This is a genomic window from Cupriavidus sp. UBA2010, from assembly GCF_002335265.1.
GTDB classification, from domain to species: domain Bacteria; phylum Pseudomonadota; class Gammaproteobacteria; order Burkholderiales; family Burkholderiaceae; genus Cupriavidus; species Cupriavidus metallidurans.
Genome location: NZ_DDCI01000024.1, coordinates 188,795 through 211,918, shown reverse-complemented (window position 1 = coordinate 211,918; position 23,124 = coordinate 188,795). Strand labels below are relative to the sequence as shown.

6 protein-coding genes are annotated in these 23,124 nt (G+C 68.1%); 5 read left to right on the top strand and 1 reads right to left on the bottom strand.

Going from position 1 to position 23,124, the window contains the following annotated elements:
• Nucleotides 1-204: 204 nt before the first annotated feature.
• On the top strand, nucleotides 205-1,869 hold the full coding sequence (locus tag B2246_RS20085) for an ABC-F family ATP-binding cassette domain-containing protein (protein ID WP_286880615.1): 1,665 nt from the start codon (nucleotides 205-207) through the stop codon (nucleotides 1,867-1,869).
• Nucleotides 1,870-2,178: 309 nt separating this feature from the next.
• Here the strand turns inward: B2246_RS20085 and B2246_RS20080 are convergent, their stop codons facing one another.
• A complete protein-coding gene (locus tag B2246_RS20080; RefSeq protein ID WP_286880614.1) occupies nucleotides 2,179-4,005 on the bottom strand; it encodes a hybrid sensor histidine kinase/response regulator in 1,827 nt (608 codons plus the stop codon).
• Between the two features lie 143 nt (nucleotides 4,006-4,148).
• Here B2246_RS20080 and B2246_RS20075 point away from each other — a divergent pair, with 143 nt between their 5' ends.
• The 4 genes from B2246_RS20075 to B2246_RS20060 all read left to right on the top strand — a co-directional run bounded on the left by B2246_RS20075 (nucleotide 4,149) and on the right by B2246_RS20060 (nucleotide 22,762).
• A complete protein-coding gene (locus B2246_RS20075; RefSeq protein ID WP_035882399.1) occupies nucleotides 4,149-4,817 on the top strand; it encodes a response regulator in 669 nt (222 codons plus the stop codon).
• A gap of 219 nt (nucleotides 4,818-5,036) precedes the next feature.
• Entirely contained in the window at nucleotides 5,037-5,858 is an 822-nt protein-coding gene (locus B2246_RS20070; RefSeq protein WP_008651331.1) for a SapC family protein, read from the top strand.
• A 156-nt stretch (nucleotides 5,859-6,014) separates the two neighbouring features.
• Nucleotides 6,015-21,011, top strand: a complete 14,997-nt coding sequence (locus B2246_RS20065) for a leukotoxin LktA family filamentous adhesin (RefSeq protein ID WP_286880612.1) — start codon at nucleotides 6,015-6,017, stop codon at nucleotides 21,009-21,011.
• Between the two features lie 38 nt (nucleotides 21,012-21,049).
• Nucleotides 21,050-22,762 carry a ShlB/FhaC/HecB family hemolysin secretion/activation protein gene (locus tag B2246_RS20060; protein WP_286880611.1) on the top strand — a complete coding sequence of 571 codons (1,713 nt, stop codon included), beginning with the start codon at nucleotides 21,050-21,052 and terminating at the stop codon, nucleotides 22,760-22,762.
• The last annotated feature ends 362 nt before the right edge of the window (nucleotides 22,763-23,124 follow it).

Sequence of the window (23,124 nt, the reverse complement as noted above, 5' to 3'; positions counted from 1 at the left end):
CGGCCAGACTCAGCCATTGCCTTTAGGTCGTTGAGCGTCTGATGTGCGGTAGCGTTTGCCCTTCTCGAACATGGAAATTCTGCTTGCGAGAATTTACCGCAATGTGCGCTTGCCCCGCCGCCGGAACGCCCAGCGCGGCCAGAAAAGCGACAGCCCTGCACGCCCGGTCGGCTATCATGCCTATCCTCTCCGAAGTAGCTCCCTATGATTTCCGTCCGTAATGTCACGCTGCGTCGTGGCGTCAATGTCGTACTTGACCGCGCATCCGTCACTTTCAACCCTGGCGAAAAGATCGGTCTTGTCGGCCGCAATGGCGCCGGCAAGTCATCCTTCTTCGGCCTTCTCAACGGCACGCTGCACGAAGACAGCGGCGAATTTTCGATTCCCGCCGCATGGAAGATGGGCCAGGTCGCGCAGGAGATGCCGGAGACCGAGCAAAGCGCGACCGACTTCGTAGTCGAGGGCGACACCGCGCTGTTGGCTGCGCAGACCGAAGTCGCCGCCGCCGAGGCCAGCGACGACGGCATGCGCATGGCGCACGCCTACATGGCCCTGCACGACGCCGGTGCGCACGATGCGCCTGCCCGCGCCCAAGCGCTGATCCTGGGCCTTGGCTTCAGTGCTGCGCAGCTTAGTCAGCCGGTCAACAGTTTCTCCGGCGGCTGGCGCATGCGACTGCAACTGGCGCGCGCGCTCATGTGCCCGTCCGACCTGCTGCTGCTCGACGAGCCAACGAATCACCTTGACCTCGACGCGCTGGTCTGGCTGGAAGCCTGGCTCAAGCGCTATCAAGGAACCCTCGTAGTGATCAGCCACGACCGCGAGTTTCTCGATGCGGTGACGCAGGTGACGGTGCACGTCGACAACGCCCAACTCGTGCGCTATGGCGGCAACTACAGCAAATTTGAAGACATGCGAGCAGAACAGCTCGTATTGCAGCAGGCCGCGATGGCCAAGCAGGCGGACAAGATCGCCCACCTGCAGAAGTTCATCGACCGCTTCAAGGCCAAGGCCTCGAAGGCGAAGCAGGCGCAGAGCCGTGTCAAGGCGCTCGAACGCATGGAGAAGATCGCGCCAGTGCTTGCCGACGCAGAGTTCAACTTCGAGTTCAAGGAGCCGCTCAACGTCCCGAACCCGCTGCTGTCGATGCTGGACACGAGCTTCGGCTACCCGGCGCCAGCCGGCGCACTGCCGGGCACGCTGCCCACGGTCATCGTACGAGGCATCAACCGTTCCGTGCTGGCTGGGCAGCGCATCGGCATTCTCGGTGCCAACGGCCAGGGCAAGTCCACGCTGGTGAAGACGGTGGCACATGCGCTGGCGCCGATCGGCGGCGAAATCAGCGAAGGCAAAGGCCTGAATATCGGCTACTTCGCCCAGCAGGAACTCGACGTGCTGCGCCCGCTCGACACGCCGATGGAACACATGATCCGCCTTGCAAAGGACACACCGGCTCACATGCGCGCGCCCGGCCAGAGTGGAACCGAACAATCGCTTCGCACCTTCCTTGGCACCTTCAACTTCAGTGGCGACATGGTCCATCAGGCGGTCAGCACGATGAGCGGCGGCGAAAAGGCGCGGCTCGTGCTGTGCATGATCGTATGGCAGCGCCCGAACCTGCTGCTGCTCGACGAACCGACCAACCACCTCGACTTGTCCACACGCGAAGCGCTAGGCATGGCGCTCAACGAATTCGAAGGCACCGTGATGCTGGTCAGTCACGACCGCGCTCTGCTGCGCGCCGTTTGTGACGAGTTCTGGCTGGTCACCAAGGGCGGCGTCGAGCCCTTCGACGGCGATCTGGATGATTACCAGCAGTTTTTGCGCGACGAAGCCCGTCGCTTGCGCGAGCAGGCTGCCGCAGCGTAGAGGCACATCGCCTGAAGCGGGTCAATGCGAACACGTGCCCTTCACAGGTTTCAGCGTGAAGGGCACCGTTGAGCGCAACGTGACTGATTCGAACTCCGGCGTCGAAATCAATCCCGGGGGTTCGCTGTTCGAATCCAATAGGGAACTTCTGCGGGGCGCAGTGATTGGGCGACGGCAGTGGGCGTGGAAGTTGCCACTGCCGCCAAAATGTCCTCCGCGCGACCGTGCCGAGAGCCGAGACCGGCCATGCACAGAAGGGACAGAAGCAAGGCACAGGCGCTCCGCCGGTCGAACCGGCTGGCGACACGCTCAGACGAGCGCGCATTCGGTCGACGGTTGCCTGTCGCCCGTGCCGCCCACTTCCGCGATCAGTTCGCGCAGGCGCTCGGCCGCGATGGGCTTGTGCAGCACGCGCAAGCCGCTGGCGTGCAGGGCGCGCAGGCGATCGGGTGCCGTATCGCCGGTCACCAGTACCGCTGGCGTGTCGGTACCCAGCGTCTGGCGCAACGCGGCCACCGCGTCGATGCCGGTCACGCCGTTACCCAGTCGATAGTCGGCGAGGATCAGCCCGATCGGCGCCTGCGTATCGGCGGCCGCCGCCGCGTGGGCGGCCAGCACGTCGTCGACGGTGGCCCCGGCGTAGACCGGATGGCCCCACAGCGCCAGCAGTCCACCCAGTGCCGAGCGAATGCCTGCGTCGTCATCAATCAGCACGATGCCGATTGCCTGGGCCTGGGCGTCGGCAGACATGGCGAAGACGTCGTCGCCCGCCACCACGCCCGGCCGCTGCGTCGGCATGGCCGCCAGCGGCACGGTGACGGCGAACACGGTGCCCCGGCCCGGAATGGACCGAAGCGTCACCCGATGACCCAGCAGCGCGGCCAGCCGGCGCACGATCGCCAGTCCCAGCCCCAGGCCTTGCCCGTCGGGACGGCGCGCATCGGGCAACTGCGTGAACTCGTCGAAAATGCGCGCCTGCTCCGCCTCGGGAATGCCCGGCCCCTGGTCGATGACCTGGATTTCCACCGCGCCCGTCCGACGCCGGCAACCCACCAGCACACGTGCGCCCGGCGCATAGCGCAACGCATTCGACAGTAGGTTGTCGATGATGCGATGCAGCAGCGCGGGGTCAGTGTCGATCCAGACATCGGCGCCATGCACCCGCAGCTGGCCGCCCTGCTCCCGGGCCAACTGCGCGTACTCATCGCCCATATCGACCAGCCAGGTGCCGAGCCACAGCGGCTGGCGACGCACCGGCATCAGCCCGGCATCGAGCCGCGACGCGTCGAGCAGACCGTCAAGCATGGTGCCGATCTTGTCGAGCGTACCGTCGAGCCGCCCGGCGATGTGGGCAGCCTGCGCGGCGGGCACATCCTTGCGGCGCGCCAGGCCGGCGAGCGTGGCGGTCAGCAGGCCCAGCGCGTAAACCGGTTGCCGCAGGTCGTGGCTTGCGGCGGCCAGGAAGCGCGTCTTCGCCAGATCGGCTTCGGTGGCGCGGTCGCGCTCATGCTTGAGTTCGCCGATCAGGGCCAGGTTCTCGAAGCGCAGCCGCACGCTCTCGCGCAGCGTGCGGTGCGTGTTGCGGCTGTAGTACAGGTTCACCGCCAGCAGGCACAGCGTGAACAGCAGGTAGATCCTGTAGACCGTGCCGTCGTGAGCGAGGCAGTACAGCGCGAACGGTGCCAGCATGGCCACGATGGTGCCGATGGCCGTGGGCCGATGTGCCGATAGCGATGGCACGGCCCCGCCGGACATGCCGGCCAGCACGACACAGGCAAACGCCACCAGCTCCGGCTGTTCTGGCAGCAGCCACGAGGATCCCACCAGGCCCCACAACAGTGCAGACAGCCACGACATCACCATGAAGCTGCGCGCCCAACGGGCCGGCACGATCGCGCCCCGCTGGCGGAAGAAATGGATCGAATGCACGATCCTTAGCGCGGTCAGCACGTAGATCGCACCGGTCCAGATCAGCAGGACGGCCATCGGCACGCTGTCTCGCAGGATCGCGATCACGGGCAGCGGGATGACGAAGTTTGCCGCCAGCACCGCGTTCGACTGCCGGTATAGCAGACGCACCATTTCGACGTCAGTCGGATCGGCGCCCGTTGCGCCAGGCAGTTCTTCTTGCGTCATCGGGGTGGCAGTTGGCGGGAAAAAAGCGGGAGTAAGTGAAGTCGGCGCCTGATATTATCCGTTTGCCAGCGAACAGACAAAGCGCCCTTTTTTCAGGCCGCGCCAATGTCCGCGACATCCGCAATCCTCCACGCCCCAACCCCATGACCGCTTTGCCCTCGCCCACCCGCATTGCGCTCGCCGACGATCACGCCATCGTGCTCGAAGGATTGAAGCTGCTGCTGTCGGTGGTGGACGGCGTGACGGTGGTGGGCACCGCCGTGGATGGCGCCGCGCTGCGCACGCTGCTGGCCACGCAGCCGGTGGACCTGCTGGTGCTGGACCTGCATATGCCGGCGCTGGACGTGCGGCAGTTCCTGGGCGAGGCGCGGACCCGCTTCCCTGCGATGCGCGTGTTGGTGCTGACCGGCGATGGCGATGCGGAGGCGATGTCCGTCGCCATGGCGGCGGGCGCGCACGGCTTCCTCGTCAAGCGCAGCGATGTCAGCGAACTGCTGCCCGCCATCGAGGCGCTACGCCTGGGCCAGCCCTATATCGGCGCGGGAATCGGCCACGGCGCGCATGTTGACCAGCGCCCGCGCGGGCACGCCGCCGCGACGGTGCCAGATGCCGACGACGTGCTGACCCGCCGCGAATGCCAGATCCTGGCGCTGATCGCGCGTGGCGCCACGGCCAGCGAGATCGCGGCCGAACTGGGCATCAGCCCGCTCACCGTCCGCAAGCATCGCGAGAACCTGATGCGCAAGCTGTCGCTGCACAACACGGCGGAACTGGTGGCCCATGCGGTCCGGGTGGGTTTGCGGACCGTATAGCTCCGATCCCCCCGCCAACAGCCCTCCGCCCGTTCCGCCACGCCAGTTTTCACCGCGCCACCCCCCCGAAATACGACGGGTGCCGTATTTTCCCCGCCTGCCCTGCCCGGTATATTTCGCCCGCTTGCCTCCCAAGTTGCGCGGCGAAGCACCACACAAACACAATAAATATTCGGACGCGCGGCGCCAGTCGTGCCTCCAAGGGTTGAAGGGACATCCATGGCACAACTGCTCTTCTATCGGCAGCCCGAGATGCTGAACCGCTACCGCCACCGCCATCTGCGGATGCAGCCGGTGGAGAACGCGTACGGTTTCGCACGGCAGACCAATTCCACCGTGCTGACGCTGGCCGAGTTCGGCATCGCCAGCCGCGTCTACCCGATCCTCTTTGCGGGCGACGCCACCGGCAAGCCTGTGCCGGTGGTGCTGCTGGGCGTGCGCAGCGACGAGAACCTGTTCGTCGATGCGGACGGACGCTGGGATGCCGCGTATGTGCCGGCCTTCGTGCGCCGGTATCCGTTCGTGCTGGCCGAAGACGGCGGGCAATGGAATGTGTGCATCGACCGCGCCTACCCCGGCTTCGTCGACGACGCGGACAGTGATCTGGGCACGCCGCTGTTCGGCGACGACAACGAGCCACTGCCGGCGTTGCGTGGCAGCATCGACTTCCTCGAAGCGTTCCAGCGTACGTTCGAACATGCCGTGGCCTTCGCCGCCGAACTGGCCGCGCACGACCTGCTGACCGAGGTACACGCCGTGGCTGACGTGGGCGAGGCCGGCCGCTTCTCGCTGTCCGGCCTGCTGGCGGTCGACGAAGCGCGGCTCGCCGCCCTGCCCGCCGACGTGCTGCAGCGCTGGCTCATGGACGGCACGATGAAAGCGGTGATGGCCCATCGGCTCTCACTCGACCTTCTGCCACAGCTCGCCCTACGGCTGCGGGAACGCATGCCGGCGACGTCCGCCAGTGGCGACCCGGCTCCGGAAGCCGTTGCCGCCACCAACGCAAACGCAAACGCAGACACCGACGCCATCGAAGCCTGACTTCGTCGCTGACATGACATCTTGACGCGCCCCGGGGCCAGCCTCGCGGGCGCGCGGTAGCTGGCCGGCCATCGCCGGCTGGCCCTGATTTTCAGTTCAACACATCAACGGGTTGTCGCACCGTGCCATGCCGCGCGGGCGCCGGGGGAAATCGCCATGAAGGACCACGCCACGCGGCTGCGCCGCGAACGCATTGTCGCGCGCAAACTGTCCATTGCCATCGCTACCCTGATTGGGACGGCTGGCGTGCTCGGCGAGGCGGCGGCACAGGTCGTCGCCTCGGGCAGGACCAGTACGACGGTCACCCCGGGTGCCTCCGTGACGCGCGTGGACACCACCAGCGTGGTCGGGTCCGCCGCCTTCAACGACTTTTCCGCGTTCAACGTGGGCAACGGTCACACGGTCAACCTGAACCTGCCAACTGGCACCAGCGCGCTGATCAACCTGATCGGCGGCGGACGCAGCCAGATCGACGGCACCGTCAACGCGCTCAAGGACGGGCGGATAGGCGGCAACGTGTTCTTCGCCAACCCCGACGGCTTCCTGATCTCCAGTTCGGGCGTGATGAACGCCGGCTCGCTTCACCTGTCGGCGCCGTCGCGCGGCTTCATGGACAGCTTCTTCCTCGGCAAGGATCAGCCGAATGGCATTGCCGTCGACCTGCTGATGCAGGGCCGGCAGCCGATCGAGCCGCACAGCCTGATCGAGGTGCGGGGCCGCCTGAACGCTGCCGATAGTATCGACCTGCGCAGTGGCAAGATCGTCGTCGGCAACACCGCCCAGTTACGTGCCGGCGTGCCGCAGGCGGAGTTCGACCAGATGGTGAACACCACTGGCATCACACAGGCAGGCCAGGTGGTAGCGGTACAGGGGCGCATCTTCCTTGCGGCCACCGGTGACGTCGACATCAGCGGCCGGCTCGACGCGGCGGCCACGCCGGACAACGGTGGGCAGATCGACGTCACCTCGGGCGGCCGGCTCGACGTGCATGGCGGCGCCGTGCTGAACACCCGCAGCGGGGGCGGCACCGGCGACGCCGTCAAGGACGGCAGCATCAAGCTGCTGGCGGACTCCGCGAACACGGCCGGCACCGATCTCGTCTCGACCGTGACGTCCGAGGCTTCCGTCAACATCGCGGACGCCACGCTGACCGGCGGCGATATCTCGATCGACGCCCGTAGCCAGGCCATCTACAACAAGAGCATCGTCTCGCTGGCCGATGTGCCCATCGCCACCAGTGGCTCGCTCGGGCTGGCGGACCTTGTTGGTGACGTCACGCTGGGCGCCATGCAGACCCGCAGCCGCGCCAGCGTCAGTATCGGTGCCGGCGCCAATATCCAGGCGAGCGGCACGCTGGCGATGAAGGCAGATTCCACCGCCGAGACCACTTTCAGCCAGATGTCGCTGTGGAACATGCTGGTGCCGTTCAGCGTCGATTTCCTGAAGGCCGATGTCGATTCGGCGGCCTCGGTATCGGTGCAGGCTGGCGCCGCCTTGCGCGCGAAGACGCTGGTGGCCGAGGCCGTCAACAAGGCCACGCTCGATGTCTCGGTCACCTCGATCTCCACCGAGGACAACGTCGCCGTGGGCGTGGCGCTGACCAGTGCGCGCGCCAACGCCAGCGTGGACGTTGCCGCCGGCGCGAGTGTCAACGTCACCGGCGATGTGCGTCTGGCCGCCAGCAATACCAACAGCTTCAACACCTCGATGAGCCAGACCGCGAACGACGACGGTGTGGCCGGCGGCGCGGCCGCAATCTTCGACGGGCAGACGGCGGCCACGGTACGACTCGGCACCGGCCTGGTCGGCGCGCGCGACGTCACGCTCGCCGCGCACGACGACACGCTGAAGAACCGCACCAATGCCTCGTCCACGGTGGGCGGCATCCACCTGCTGCAACGCGTCTACGGCATCGGCACCCGCGGCGCCGAGATGGTCCAGAAGTACTTGCTGAACAGCAAGAATGGCACGCCCAAGGCCGATGACCGTGCCGACTCCGATGGGTCGCCGTTCAAGCTGTCCGGTGCGCTCTCGTACATCGACTTCTCCAGCGGCGCCACAGCCGAGGTGGCAAATGGCGTGCACATCGACGCCACCGGCAATGTGGTGGTGGCCGCCACCGTGCGCGATGCGCAGATCCACGCCATGAGCGCCAGCTCGGCAGATCAGGACACCTCCAGCGGCAACCAGAACAGCACCACTGAAGCCTCGGTCAGCGGTGCGGTGACGCTGGGCTTCTACCGTCACGACGCCAACGCCCGCGTGGGCGACGGTGCAACGATCACGGCCGGCCAGTTCGGGCTCCTGTCGGACGTCTCGCTACCCTACGCGTTCACCTGGGGCAAGTTCGACAACCTCGACGCGCTGATCGCCAAGGCCACGGCAACGCTGGGGTTCTCCGACCAGCTCACGGGTTACGCCAACGCCTCCACGAGCGCACACGATGGCGACCTCGGCGTGGGCGGTGCGGTCAGCTACCTCGACTTCACCAACCGCAGCCGCGCCACGGTGGGCGATGGCGCGTCGGTCACCGTCAGGCCGTCCACCAACGGCACCTGGGGCGTGGACCTCGCCAACGGCACCCGCGCCGACTTCGATGCGGCCGTCCACGTCAAGGCGACGATGGAGACCGAAGGCGCTTTCTCGGCGGGCAACCTCGGTCTGACCGGCAACGGCAGCGGCGGCAGCGGCGATGCCGCGTCGGTCGGTGGCGCCTACAACCAGATCAACTTCGACAACAGCGTGGAGGCCCGCGTCGGGCGCGGCGCGGTAATCGGCGGGAACGTTGTCAACGCCGATGGCACGGCCGGCTCGCGCGTCGACGTGGCCGTCACGGCGGACGCCACGGAGCGCTTGTTCGTGCTGGCACCCAGCGCCGGCCGCGGCGGCGGCTTCGGCCTGAACGGCACGTTCGCGTACGCCAACACCGCCCATGAGACGATGGCGGTCATCGATGCCGGCGCGCAGGTGACGGCCAACCAGTTGCGCGTGGCCGCTCAGGACGACACCGTGATCTGGGCCGTGTCCGGCGGCATCAACAAGTCCGAAAGCGCCAGCGTGGGGCTCGGCAATGCACTGATCGAGGTCGCGACCGACACCCAGGCCCGCATCGGCAGCAACCAGGCCGGCGCCGACGCGGTCAACCTCCTGGCATCGAACGTCGATGTCGGCGCACGCACCGACGGTCGCGTGGAGAGCATTGCCGTGGCGGGCGCCATCACCACGCAGGCGGCCCCCGAAAAGCCCAAGGAACCGAAGCCCAAGAAGGACCCTGCCGACCAGGGCTTCTTCGACAAGCTCGGCGGCAAGCTCTCCACGCTGGGCACCGCGCTGAAATACACCTTGCTCGGCGACGCCCAGGCGCCGCAGACCGCGCCGAAGTTCGGGCTCGGAGTATCGGGCTCCTCGGCCATCAACCTTGTGGCGATGAATACCAGCGCCGCCGTCAGCAACGCGAACATTACGCTGGAAGATGGCAGCCTGGCGGTCACGGCGGTCAACAACACGGACATCGGCGCCTTTAGCGGCGCGGCCGCCCTGACCCGCGCCAACGCGCAGAGCAGCCGGGGCAGCGCGGCCATTGCCGGTGCGCTGGCGCTGAACGACCTGGCCAATACCACCGAAGCCACGCTGCACAACGCGCGCGTGACCGATGCCACACGAGTTGACGTGATGGCGCTGTCGGGCGGCGAGCAGCTCTCCGTGGCACTGGGGCTGGCCGTCAATGCCTCGGCCGACCAGAGCAAAGCGGCCTCGGCGGCCGGATCGGTCTCGGTCAGCACCGCGCGCAATGCCGTGCGGGCCACAGTGGATGACAGCACGATCACGGGCCAGGCCCACCGCACCGACGTCGACGTGCTGGCCTACGACCGCACAACGCTTGGCACCGGGGGGGGTGCCCTGCTCGGCGGTGGCCGGGGCGGCGTGGGCGCCGCCGTCACGTACAGCGATATCGGCAATACGGCGACGGCCATCGTGGACAACACGGCGATCACCGGGGCCGGCGACGTGCAGGTGCAGGCGCTGACCGCGAGCCTGATCGGCGCCGGCGGCGCCATGGTCGCGGCCACCGGCTCGGGCAACAACGTCACGCTGGGCGGCGCGTTCGTCTTCAACGACATCGGAAACGTTGTGCAGGCCAGCATCCGCAACGGCTCGCGAATCGACGCGAGCAATGTAGCGGTACGGGCCGCCGATACGGCCCGCATCAATGGGCTGGACGCCGTCATCGACCAGCACGACGGCGCTGGCGGCGCATCGGGTTACGACTACTCCGGCGCCGGCGCGGGCAATACCGACACCGATGGCGCCAGCATCGTCGCCGTGGCCGGCAACGTCCAGGCAGGCGGCAACAACGTCGGGGCGTCGATGCTGTTCAACACGATCGGCAACCGCTTCATGGCCGAGATCGACCAGTCGACCGTCACGGCCGACGCCAGCGTGGACGTTGTGGCGCACAGCGGCGCCACCATCTTTGGCTATGCGGCCGGCGTTGGCGTGGGCACCGGACAGTTCTCCGGCGGCGGCTCCGTGGTGATCAACGACATCGGCAATACCATCACCGCACGCATCGGTGGAGACCAGACCACGATCTCCGCCGGCGCCCTGCAGGTGGCGGCCAGCGATGCCTCGCACATCAGCGCGGCGGCCGGACAGATCAACGCCAGCCTGGGGACGGGCGCGGTGGGCGCGGCCGTCAGCGTCAACGAGATCGGCAATACGGTCGAGGCCAGCGTGACCGACGCCGCCCTGTACATCGGCGGCGCGAACACGATCCGGGCCGACAACACGTCCTGGATCGACACGCTTGCTGCCTCGGCGGGCGGCGCGCCCAGTTTCGCTATCAATGGTTCCGCCGCCACGGCAACCATCGCCAACACCACGACGGCGCAACTGGTCAATGCCACGGCCGTGGGCGATACCCAGCAGTTGTCCGTGCTCGCCACCGACAGCGCGCTGATCCGTTCGCTGTCCGGCTCGGCCGCCGGCAGCGGCAGTGCCGCATTCGGCGCCGCCGCCACGGTCAACCAGATCGACAGCGTGACGTCGGCCGGCATTCACGGCGGCAACGTCGAGGCCGGCAACGTCACGGTGGCGGGCACCGCCGATGCGACCATCGACACGCTCGCAGCCAGCGGCGCCGGCAGCGGCTCGGTGGCCGTGGCCGGTTCGTTCGCCACCAGCCTGCTTGGCGGCAGCACGTCGGCGGTGATCGACAACGGCGCCACAGTGCGCGCCTGGCAGAACGTTGGCGTGCTGGCCCGCCGCGACGACCGCGTGACGGTTGCCGCCGGCGGCGTGGGCATCGGCTTCGGTGTGACCGGCGTCGGCGCAGCCGCCGTCGTCAATGTGATGGACGCCGCCACGTACGCGGGCATCGTCGGGAACGGCACGCAGGTCGATGCGCTGGCGCTCGACCCGGCCGCAAAACTGAACGTACAGAGCGGCGGACTCGACGGTCTGGCCGACCTGGCCGATGGCACCGACCTCGGCCACTACGCACGCAGCGACCTGGCCGGCATGCGCGAAACGCTGTCGGTGTCCGGTGTGGCGGTCAACGCCACAGCCACGCATTCAGTAGAAAGCCTGGCCGCGACGGTGGGCGGTGGCACCTATGCCGGCGTGGGCGTGACGACGCAGGTCGATGTGATGGGCGGCGAGACCGTGGCCGAGGTGCGCGACGCCAGCGTCAACCTGCTAAACGGCGCGGGTCTGGCGCAGGGGCTGGACGTGCGCGCGGCCGACCACGCCTATGCGAACAGCTTTGTCGGCGCGCTGGGCGGCGGCGCGGTTGGCGTGGCCGCTGCGGCGGACACCCATGTGTTCGACGGCACCACGCGCGCGCAGATCGTGGACAGCAACGTGCGGGCGCGCGGCACGGCCAGCATCGTCGCGCAGTCGAGCCAGAGCGCGGCGTCGGTCGCGGCCGGCGGCGCGGCCGGCCTCGCGGGCGTGGCTGGCACCGGTTCGCTGGCCAAATTCACCAGCACAACCCAGGCCGCGCTCAGCGGCGGCACGACCGAGGCAGGTGCCCTCGCGGTCGATGCCGACCACCTCAGCCGCATGGCGCTGGGTGCCGGTGCGCTGTCGGGCGGCGGCGTAGCAATGTCTGGCAGCTTCGGCGTGGGGCTGGACCAGAGCCAGACCGTCGCGACGATCGATGGCGCCGCGATCCGCGCCACGCGGGGTGTATCGGTCACGGCGGACAGCCGCACCGAGATCGACAACTGGAGTGTCTCCGGCGCGGGCGGCGGCTTCGGTGCCGGGGCGGGCTCGGCCGCCGTCGTGCTGACGGAGGGCGCGACGCAGGCCTGGGTGGCCAACAGCCGCATCGCCGGCTCGACGATCGGCAACGACGTGACGCTGACCGGCACCATCCAGTCCGCCACCATCGACAACAACCGGCTGGTGGGCACGGATGCCGGCGGCCAGGCCATGGGCGGCACGCTGCAAGGCACGAACGGCGCGACGCTGTCCGATGCGCAGGTCTGGACCGAAACCGACGCGAAAGGCCGCAAGGCCACCCTGGTCACCGGTACGTTGCGCGATGCCAGTGGCGCCCTCGCCCCGTTTGAAGGCGAACTGCGCGATGGCGTGCTGTACGACCCCAACGGTACGGCGATCGCCACGCTGGTTGGCGCGGCTCCGCAGCAGGCCATCGCAGGCGCCGGCTCACTCACGGTCAGCGCCACCGACCGCACGACCGTCGACAATCTCGCCGGTGGCGCCGGGCTGAGCGGCGGTGCGGGCGTAGGCGCGGCAGCGGTGGTCACACGCGTGGACAACACGGTCACTGCCTGGATCGACCATAGCGATGTGAAGACCCAGGGCGACGTGACGCTCCAGGCGCGGGCCGAACGAGACCTGTCGGCGCAGGCGGTATCGGCCGGCGTGGGCTTTACCGGAGCGGGCTTGGCCGGTTCGGTGGCCGTCACGCTGGTCGGCCAGGGCCCGAGCGGCGACGCCGCGCAGGAGCTCGATCACGACGGCAACGGCACGCTGAGCAAGGTCGAGGCGCTCGGCCAGCAGGACAAGGTCGGCGCCAGCGGATTCGGCAATGCCCTCGACAACAGCACCCGGACGGCGCTCAACCAGCGCGCCGGGGTCTCCGTGAAATCTGGCATCAACGCTGCAAACCTCGACGCGCGCACTGCGGCCGTGATCTCGGGCTCGACCGTTGTAGCCGGTGGCGACGTGCGCCTGGACGCCAGTGAAAGCGACCGCAACGACATCCTGGTTGGTGCTGCCGCTGGCGGCTTCGCCGGTGTCGGCGCGGCGGTGGGCGTCATGCAGATTCGCCACAACGTCGATGCGCTGGTCGACGGCGCTTCCACGCTGACGGCCGGCGGTGCCATCCGCCTGCACGCAGGCACCCGTGCGCTCGACGCAAACGCGCCGGCCGCGCAGGTGCTGGCGTACCAAGGTTCAGGCGGCGTGGTTGCGCTCGGCGCGGCGGTTGCCACGGTCGACATTGCTAACCAGGTATCGGCGCGGGTTTCCGGTGGCGCCACCGCACAAGCTGGCAACGACGTCGCCGTGACGGCTGACGACGCGACCGATGCCAACGCCGAAGCCCAGGGCTATCAGGTTGGCCTGGTGGCGGCAGGCGCCGCCGTGGCAACGGCCGAGAAGTCCGGCCAGACCATCGCCGCCATCGGCGATGACAGCGGCCTGCGCGCCAACGTGGCCGCGCAAGGCGACATCATGCTCGGCGCACAACGCAGCGGCCGTGTGGGCAGCCTGGCGCGCGCGGGGTCTGGCGGCGCCGGCGCCGCCACGGGCTCCGGTGCCACGGCCACCGACGACGGCATCGTCACCGCCAGCATCGCCAATGCCACGGTGCAGGCCGGCGGCACGGCAAGCGTGGTCGCGACGGCCGCACCCCAGACGCAGGCCCGTGCGGAAGGCTACAACGGCGCGGTATACGCGGCCATCGGCGCCTCGGTGGCCAAGGCGACCGCCGCCACCACCGCGAACGCCGCGATCATGGGCAGCAGTATCGTCGCCGATGGCGTAGACGTACGCGCCGCCACGATGCGCACTGCAGGCAGTCAGAATGCCGACGCCTTCGCGCGCGCCACGGGTGGCGCAGGACTCGTGGGTGCCAATGCCACCGACGCCGATGCCCTGACCAAGACCGCCAGCCACGCGACGATCGGCGGCAACACGGTCCTGCTGGTGAACAACGCCACCCTTGTCAGCGCCAGTTCCGACACCGGCACGCACGCCAATGCCAACGGCGTTACCGTGGGTGGGGTGCTGGCCGTTGGCGCCAACATCGCGCAGGCCGATGCCAATACAGACACCACGGCGACCATCGAAAACGGGGTGACCGGCCAGGCCGGCGCGACGCTGACCGTGCAGGCCATCGGCACTGACGAGACCACCGCGCAGGCCATGTCGGGCAGCGGTGGGCTGATCTCAGGTGCGGCGGCCGTGGCCGATACGCGCAACCAGTCGCGCACGACCGCAGCACTGGGCGGTGGCACCAGCAGCCAGGCGCTGCTGGCGACCGGCTCGGGCGGTGACGGCAAGATCGTCGTCGATGCCCTCCACACCGCACGCTTCAATGGCGAGGTGGATTCAGTCAACGCCGCGCTGGTGGGCGCCAGCGGCGCCCTGACGCGCCATGACGTCGACGCCAGCGTGACCGCAGCCATCAGCGACGGCGCCAACCTGGTCAGCCACGGCATCGAAGCCACGGCGGCGAACCTCGTGCGCAAGCCGTGGCTCGACGGCGGCGAATACAATGCCGAGGCGGGCTCGGGCGGCTTCCTGAACGGCTCGGCCGTGATCAGCGAAAGCGACATCAATACCGTCACCCGGACGCTCATTGGCCAGAACGCCTCGGTGCGCATCACGGGCGACCGCGACGACCCGGGACGCACGCGCTTCACCGCGTACAGCGACGTCCAGGCGCGCGACAAGACCCGCCTGGACTCGGGCGGCGTGCTCGATATTGCACGCGCCGAATCGCTGGTCCATGACCACTTCGACACGGCTGTCGTCGTCGCTCAGGGCGCCAACCTCGACACCGTGGGCGACGCCAGCTTCGCGGCGCGCGTGGCCAGCGACATCGAGACCAGCGCCAATGCCAAGACCTACGGCCTATCCAGCGCGGCGCAGGGCAATTCGGCCGCCACCGTCACCGGCACGCTGGCCGTCAATATTGCCGGCGGTGCGACGATTCGCGCCGACGGCAACGTCAACCTGCTGGTGGGTTCCGATGCGGACGGCAATACCAACGCCGTACGCGCCGTGGCCCGTACCGACCTGTTCAACAAGTCGATCGTGCCGGTGCAGACCGACCCGAACGCCGACGCAGCGATCGACATCCAGGGCCGCGTAGACGTGGCCAACGGCGCCGTCGTGCGCAGCGTCAAGGACGTCAACCTCTATGCCGAGCGCGGCAACCTGCTGGCCGACGGCAAGGGCGTGGGCAAGGACCTGTGGCGCGAGGCGGCTGCCGCAGTGGGCAGCTTCTTCTCGAACCTGTTCGGCGGAGGCGACATCTCGCTGGACATCGAAGGCGGCTCCAGCAAAACCGATGTCGCGAACCGGGTGAACATTGCCGGCAACGTGCAGGCCGGCATCCAGAACAAGCAGATCCTGCGCGTGGAAGACAACTCCGATGGCTCGCTGAAGGTGCTCGAGCAGTCGGAAGGCATCACCTTCCGCGAGACCACCATGGACCTCGTGGCGAACTTGCAGTCGGAGATCAATGCCTACACGCGGGCGCGCCAGCAGTACGCGGCAGCCGGCGACGCCTTCGTGGCGCAGATCGACGCCGAGATTTCACGCCTGCAGCAGGAGCTGGCGGCGTTTGGCGGCGTCTCGTCCAAGACCGTCAAGGTGATTGCTGTGGATCCGGTCTACGCCAGCGGCGGCGACGTCAATGTCAAGGCCGACGTGCTGACCGTGGCGGCAACCGGCAAAGTCAATGCGCCCGGCGATGCGCTGATCAACATCGACTCGTCGAGCAACCGCTACCTCCAGGTCTCCAAGCTGGAGATCCCCGAGGACCAGGGCGGTCATGTGACCTTCAACAACGCATCGGTCACCACGCTCGCCGACATCACCCAGCGGAACCGGGGCCAGGAAAGCGCGGGCAGCGGCACGCTGGTTACCGGCACGGCCAGCGGCAAGCCGGCCATCAGCGTGACGCAGCGCTACCAGGCGCTGAACACCGGAGATCCGAATGCCCAGTCGCCAGACCTGCTGATCACCGGCGACGTGCTGAACCTCGGCGGCAACATCACCATCGAGAGCAAGGAAGGCAGTGTGCTGGTCAAGAACGGCCAGCAGGGCAACGGCACGATGGCGGGCAGCCGTATCCTGGGCCAGACCGTCAGCATCACGGCGGGCCGCGACTTCGTGATGTCCCCGACGGACGGCTATTTCCATGTGGCGGGCGATCCGTCGGCCACATGGGACGCCGTGGCGCAGGCGCTCGAAGCGAAGTACCGCGCCTACTCGCTGCGCTATGGCACCGACCCCGCCAACTGGTCCAACCCGAATGGCGCGATCGAGACCGCCACCCCGGGTTCCATTCCGCTGGCCAGCGGCGTCGGCATCATTGCCGGCAACAACGTGTTCCTGAACGCGCGCGTGCTCAATATCAACGGGCTGGTGCAGGCGGGCCTGCCGGACTGGTCGATTGTGCTCGACGCGGAGCGCGCTGGCGGCACCAGCATCGCGGCGCAGATCGCCAAGGCGGCCGCCGACTATGCGCAGCAACTGAAGGCCGGGGTCAAGCCGGGCGACATCAAGACCCGCTATGAGCTTTCGGGCGTGCGGATGACCGGCACGGACAGCCTGATCCACGCGGTCTACGACGTGGTCTCGCAGGAGATCGTGCTGGACAACGTCCGCGTGCAGGGCGGCTACATGGAACTGACCGGCCAGATCCTGAACACCGGCGGCGGCGAACTGCGTGTGATGGATGGCTACGGCCGCATCAACGTGCAGAACGACACCAACTACACGGTGCGCCTGAACACGCTCGACGTCGGCAGCAACATCGAGGGCACGATCAAGATCACCGACACGTCGGCAATGCTGTTCGATGGCCAGCCGCTCTCCTCAACGATCTACCGACGCATCGGCAACCAGATCACCCAGGAGACCGTGCGCGACGGCGCTGTGTTCGCCACGACGAACCTGGGCGAAGGTCGCACCACCACCTACACGCCTCTGTCCGGCCTGCGGTACGGCTGGACTTCGGGTCAGAAGCAGACGTTCCAGCGCGAGCTGGTCAACTACACCACCAAGGGCTGCTACGGCGCCGGCGGCGACGGCTGCGCCAGCGACGACCCCAGCGATTCCTGGCGCACGGGCTGGTATGCACTGGAGAGCGGCAAGCAGATCTATGACCGTACCGGCTTCGTCACCCGCGATCTTGCGCACGAGAGCGACGCTTATCTCTACGAGTTCCAGACCCGCACGGTCAAGGACACCACGCATGTGTCGACCTACGACACCGGCAAATATGGCTGCGGCATCTACTGGTGCGACAGCGAGATCTTCGTCTACCAGTACGAGAAACAGGACTTCCACAAGCACTCGGTCAAGGCCGACTACGCCATCGGCATCTCGTTCGTCGGTCATGACACCGGCAGCGTCAACGTGACCGGCAAGGGCAACGTCGTCATCGGCAGCACGGTCAACGCCGGCAACGGCACGGCCTCGATCACGTCCACCGCCGGCAGCATCAACGCCGCGGACCGTACCGTCGTGGTGGGCCAGGACGTGAACCTGTCGGCCGCCACCGGCATTGGCAACAACGGCAATGCCATCTCGGTGGACGTGCGGGACGGCGGCTTGCTGAACGCGAGCACCGTCGTGGGTGACGTGTCGGTGCGCGAGCGCAGCGGCGACATGGTGATCGGCCGTATCGGCACGGGGGCTGGCACCGTCACGCTCGAAGCCGACGCGTCGATCCTGGCAGGCCGGGCCGCTGCTGGCGGTCTGCCCGACATTCGCGGTACCTCGCTGAACCTGATTGCACACGGCGGCACGCTGGGCACAGCGGCACGGGCGCTGGAGATCCAGACCGACGGCGTCAACGGCAAGCTCGATGCGGAGGCCAATAACGACATCTTCCTGAGCCAGCGCGACGGCGACCTGCGCCTGAACCGCGTGGTGTCGCACGGGCGCGACGTCAGCATTGTGCTCGACAACGGCAGCTTCATCGACGCCAACGACAACAGCACGCGCGATACCCGCACGCTGGCGCAGCTCGAATCGCTGTGGACCGACATGCAGTTGCTCGGCGCCGGCGCCCAGGCCAGCACCGACCAGGCGCTGCGCAGCCTGGTGGGCCTGCGCGACCGCGAGTACCAGACCTACTGGAACTTGCGCAACCTGCGTCAGGTGGTGGGACCGGACGGCAACCCGATGCTGGTGGCCGACGCCTACGATCCGGCCACTGCCTCGCCCGAACTACAGGCGCTGCACGCCCGCTTCAGCCATCTGACCACTACCGACGGCACGGTCAGCGACCTGACGCAGCAGTACCGGGCGGGCTTTACCTACGCCGGCTACGTCACCGCCGAGGACAAGGCGTCGGTGACCACCGGCGGCACGTGGACGGCCAACGAACTCAAGTACGGCATCAGCCGCGCGGTCTACAACAAGACCACCACCGATACCGAAACGCAGATCGAGCAGCCCAATATCGAGGCCCGCAATGTCTCGCTGGTGGCACGCAATGGCGGCGTCGGCGCGCTGAAAGGCGAAGTCCTGATCGATGCCTCCACGGCTGGCTCCACGCTGACCCAGGCGCAGCGCGAGGCGCTGGCCACGGCCGAGGCCGATGACGTGGCCGTGCTGCCCAACGGGCAGTTGCGCATCATCCAGCGCGACGACGTCGACGTGGCCAGCACCGGTGCCATCTCGATCACGGCGGCCACGCACGTCTACCTTGGGTCCGAGACCGACCTCAATATCGACGCGGTGAAAGCCGGCGACACGATCCGCGTCAAGGGCGCGGGCGGTATCTATAGCGTGGCGACCGATCCGGCGCGTCCGAACCTCGAAGGCGGCAGCATGGTTCTGGAAGCCGGCGACGGCGGCGTGGGCACCGCCGCCAATCCGCTGACCACGCAGATTGCCAACGGCGGCACGCTGACCGCGCGTGGCGCGCTCGGCGTACACGTTGCACAGCTTGCCGGCGATCTGAACGTGGCGGAAATCTACTCGCCCGGCGCGGTGTCGCTGTCGGCCCGTGCGGGCAACATCGTCGACGCGCGAGGACCGGACCGGTTGCAGGCCATCCAGGCAGGATCAGTGGCGTTGCAGGCGGCCGGTGCGATTGGCAGCAGCGTCAACCCGCTCGCGCTCACCGTGCTCGCCGACGGCCAGGTGACGGCAACCGCGTTGCAAGGCATCTTCCTCGGTAGCGACCAGCGCGCGCTGGCGCTGGGCGACATCGTCGCAGGCGGCGATGTCGGCATCGCGGCGGCGGGCGGCAGCCTGACGCTGTATGGCACGGTCGTCGGCACAGACGTGGCGCTGGGCAGCGCGCGCGGGCTGGTCTTTGCGGCGAGCGGCAACGTCCGCGCGGCCGGCGGCCTGTTCCTGCAAGGCGAATCCCTGACGATGGCGGACGGCGCCACGGCTGAAGCGGCCGGGCGTATCGAGGCGGTCACCAATCGCGACATGGCCCTCGGCCAGCTGACAGCCGGCGCCGACACGGCGGATGCGATCCGCCTTACCGCTGGCGGCAGCATCACCGACGCCAATGGCGACGGCATCAACCTGGCGGCGCGCGCACCGGGCGCCGGCATCGTGCTGGCGGCGGACGGCAGCATCGGCGCGGGCGACGCGCTGGAGATCGTCACGTCGTCACTCGATGCGCGCAGCGGCGGCAACCTCGCCCTCGCCTCACTGGGCAATCTGGACGCGATGTCGGTCACGGCCGCCGGTCATGCCGCGCTCGACATCGCCGGATCGCTTGCGGGCGGGCGTCTCGCCAGCGGCTCCGCTGATCTGAGAGTGGCCGGCAACGCCGCGCTACACCAGTTGACGGTCGCGGGCAACGCCGGGATGCGTATTGGCGGCGCGCTGACCGCCGCCAACCTGCAGGCCAGCGCGTTGTCCGCCGACATCGGCGGCGATGTGGTGATCGGCCAGTTGGCGAGCAGCGGCCCTGCTCGCGTCACAAGCGGCGCAAGCCTGCAGATCGGTGACGCATCGGCCGACGCCCTCGTCCTGCAGGCGGCCGGTACGCTGGCGGCCACGCAGATCACGGCGGGTAGCGCGCAGCTCGCCGCAGGTGGCGATCTGAACGTCGGCAGGCTGTCCGCCACGTCCGATGTACTGGCCGCCGCCGGGCACGACCTGCGCGCCAATGCCATCCAGGCCAACACCATGACGCTGTCGGCAGGCAACCAGCTGCGCGTCGACGAGGCCCGGGCCCAACAGCGTGCCGCGTTCGGCGGCCGCACCATCGTCGCCAACGTGCGTGCCACGGACCCCGCCGCGCCGCTGACATTGGTAGCCACCGGCACGAACGGCCTTGCCGCCACTGCGGTGGACACCGGCAGCGGCGCCCTCGCCGATCGGGTCGACCTGACGATCGACAGCGCTGCAGGTGCCAATTTCGGCAGACTGTGGACGGCTGGCGGCCAGTTGACCATGCGTGGCGGCGCACTCGATGTTGCGAGGGGGCGTGTGCTGGACCAGTTCGTCTTCAGCAACGAGGCCATGCGCGTGCTGATGGACAACCGCAGCATGCAGCCACGGCCATACGACGTACAACTGTACGCGCCGTCTACCCGCTTCGCACTCAATATGAACGGCAACCTCGTGACGACCGATGCCTTCGTGGTGCTGCGGGAGCCAGCCTTCCGCACCCGCACCCCGGCCGGCGAGAACGTCAGCCTGCGCGACGTGGGCGCGGACATGTCCGCGCGCGCCAATGCAGTGCCGCGACCCGACCCGGACGGCAGCCCGCGCCCGGCGGCGGCCCAGCCGGGGCAACTGATCGCCATGACCGGCATCCCGGTTGGCCTGGGCGACCTGTCCTCGGCATCGTGGACCTCCCGCGCGGCATCGCCCGGCGCCCCGGTGTCGGCACCCGGAAGCTGGACGATCGACCGCATGCTGCTGGCGCCCTGCCCCCCCGATGACACCAAATGCCTGGCCGAATGACGCGCATGCCCACGTCCCGCATCCCTTACCTTTCAAGCATGTTCAACAGGACCCTGTCGCGCCCCATCGCGCCGACCTTCAGGCTGGCGTCGGTGACGCTGGCCGCCGCGCTCGGTGGGCTGCCCTCGCAACAGGCCAATGCACAGGTGCCACCCGTGGCCATACCACCGGCTGCCGACCCGGCCGTGATCCAGCGGCAGGCCATCGAGAACGAGCAGCGCATTCGCCGACGCTCCGAGCCCGATGTACCGGCGCCAGACAAGCTGATCGACCAGAAGCCGGTGCCAGATGTGTCGGCCCAGGACGCCAGTATCCGCTTCCAGGTCAGGCAGATCGTGTTCACGCCGTCGGCCATCCTGCCCGAATCGCTGCTGCGCGAACTGGCCGCCCCGTACGAGGGTCGTGAGGTATCGCTGGCCGAACTCCGCGAACTGGTGGCCGCCGTCAACGCGCAATATCAGGCGCGCAACATCGCCACGGCGATGGCGGTGATCCCCCCGCAGGAGGTCACCACGGGCGTGGTGCACATCCGCCTGGTAGAAGGCCGCGTGGGCACGGTGCGCATTGAAGGCAATGCGTCGACCGCCGACCGCTATATCCGCTGGCGCGCGGGTCAGGCGCCCGGCGCGTTGGTGGACCTGCCCACGCTGGAGGCCGACCTGCAGCGCTTCAATCGCACCAATGAAATGCAGTTGCGCGCCCAACTGGAGCCAGGTCAGGACACCGGTGCCACGGACATCGTGCTGGTCGCCGCCGAGCCCGAGCGGCAGAGCGTGCGCGCCTACACGGATAACGGCGGCAGCCGCTACACCGGTGAAACGCGCTTCGGCGCCATCTACACCAACCGCAGCCTGCTCGGATGGCGCGACGAACTCACGCTGAGTGGCGCAGCCGCCGAAGGCTATCGCGGCGGCTCCGTGAACTACAGCGTACCGGTATCGCCCTGGGGCACGCGCCTTTCGTACGGCTACTTCCACGACGAGACCAAGATCAGGAATGGCCCGTTCGCATCGCTGGGCATCGAGGGCACCTCGCGCACCAACCTGTTCGGCCTGCGCCAGCCGCTGCTGTTCGTGCAGGCGGTGCAGCTCGACCTGACCGTCTCGCACAAGCGGCAGGATTCGGACAGCCGCATTGATCCGATCGAGCTATCGCACAACCAGACCAACACCACCGCCGTGGGCGTCGACATGCGCGCCGGCGCCGACGGCAACTTCACCTTTGCGCAACTGAGCTTTGCCACCGGCGAAGGCCGCAATGCCAGCACCGACTGGCAGAATTTCCGGCTGGTGCGTGGCTATGCCCGCCACTGGCACGACCTCGGGGCGGCACTCTCGCTGCAGGTGGGCGGCAGTTTCCAATGGACGCGCGACCAGTTGCTGCCCAGCAGCGAGCAGTTCTTCATCGGCGGCGACGGATCGGTGCGCGGCTATGACAGCGCCGCGCTGGGCGGCTACAACGGTTACACGCTGACGGCCGAACTGCACCGCCGGCTGTATGGCAGCACCGCGCCGGACAGCCGCTCGCTGGGCCTCAGCGCGTTCGTGTTCGTCGATCATGGCGCGGTGAAGGCATACGCGCCGCCGGGCACCGACGGCGGCCTCACCAGCTTGACAAGCGCCGGCCTTGGCTTCGATCTGAACTACGGCAAGTATCTGACGGCACGGCTGGCCTACGGCTACGGCTTCAATGACCGCGCCGACCTGCAACGACACCAGCGCGTGCACTTCCAGGTCGTCGCGGGCTTCTGACGACGACCTGGATGTTCGGACGGTTAATGCGTGACGATGTTGAACCAGAACTCGAAGGTATCGAGGTTGCAGACCACCGGGCCTGGCGGCGGAGCAGTCGACTGAGAACGGCCGGGATGGGTCGTTCGATTTACTCGGTTGAATCCGCGGTCGGTAGCTGCCGTTGCCGCCGCCTGACTCGAACGCGGAGCGCGCCGCCGTTCACCTGCCCCACCTCTATTGCAATTCGGCTGCATCAGGCCGGCACCACCACCCGACGGGAAGCCCAGAAAAAGACACGCCCGTACCGCCATTTCAATCTAGCCCGCGCTACTTTTTTTGAATGCAGGGTAGACATAGCATGCAGGCGTCAGACCGTCAGG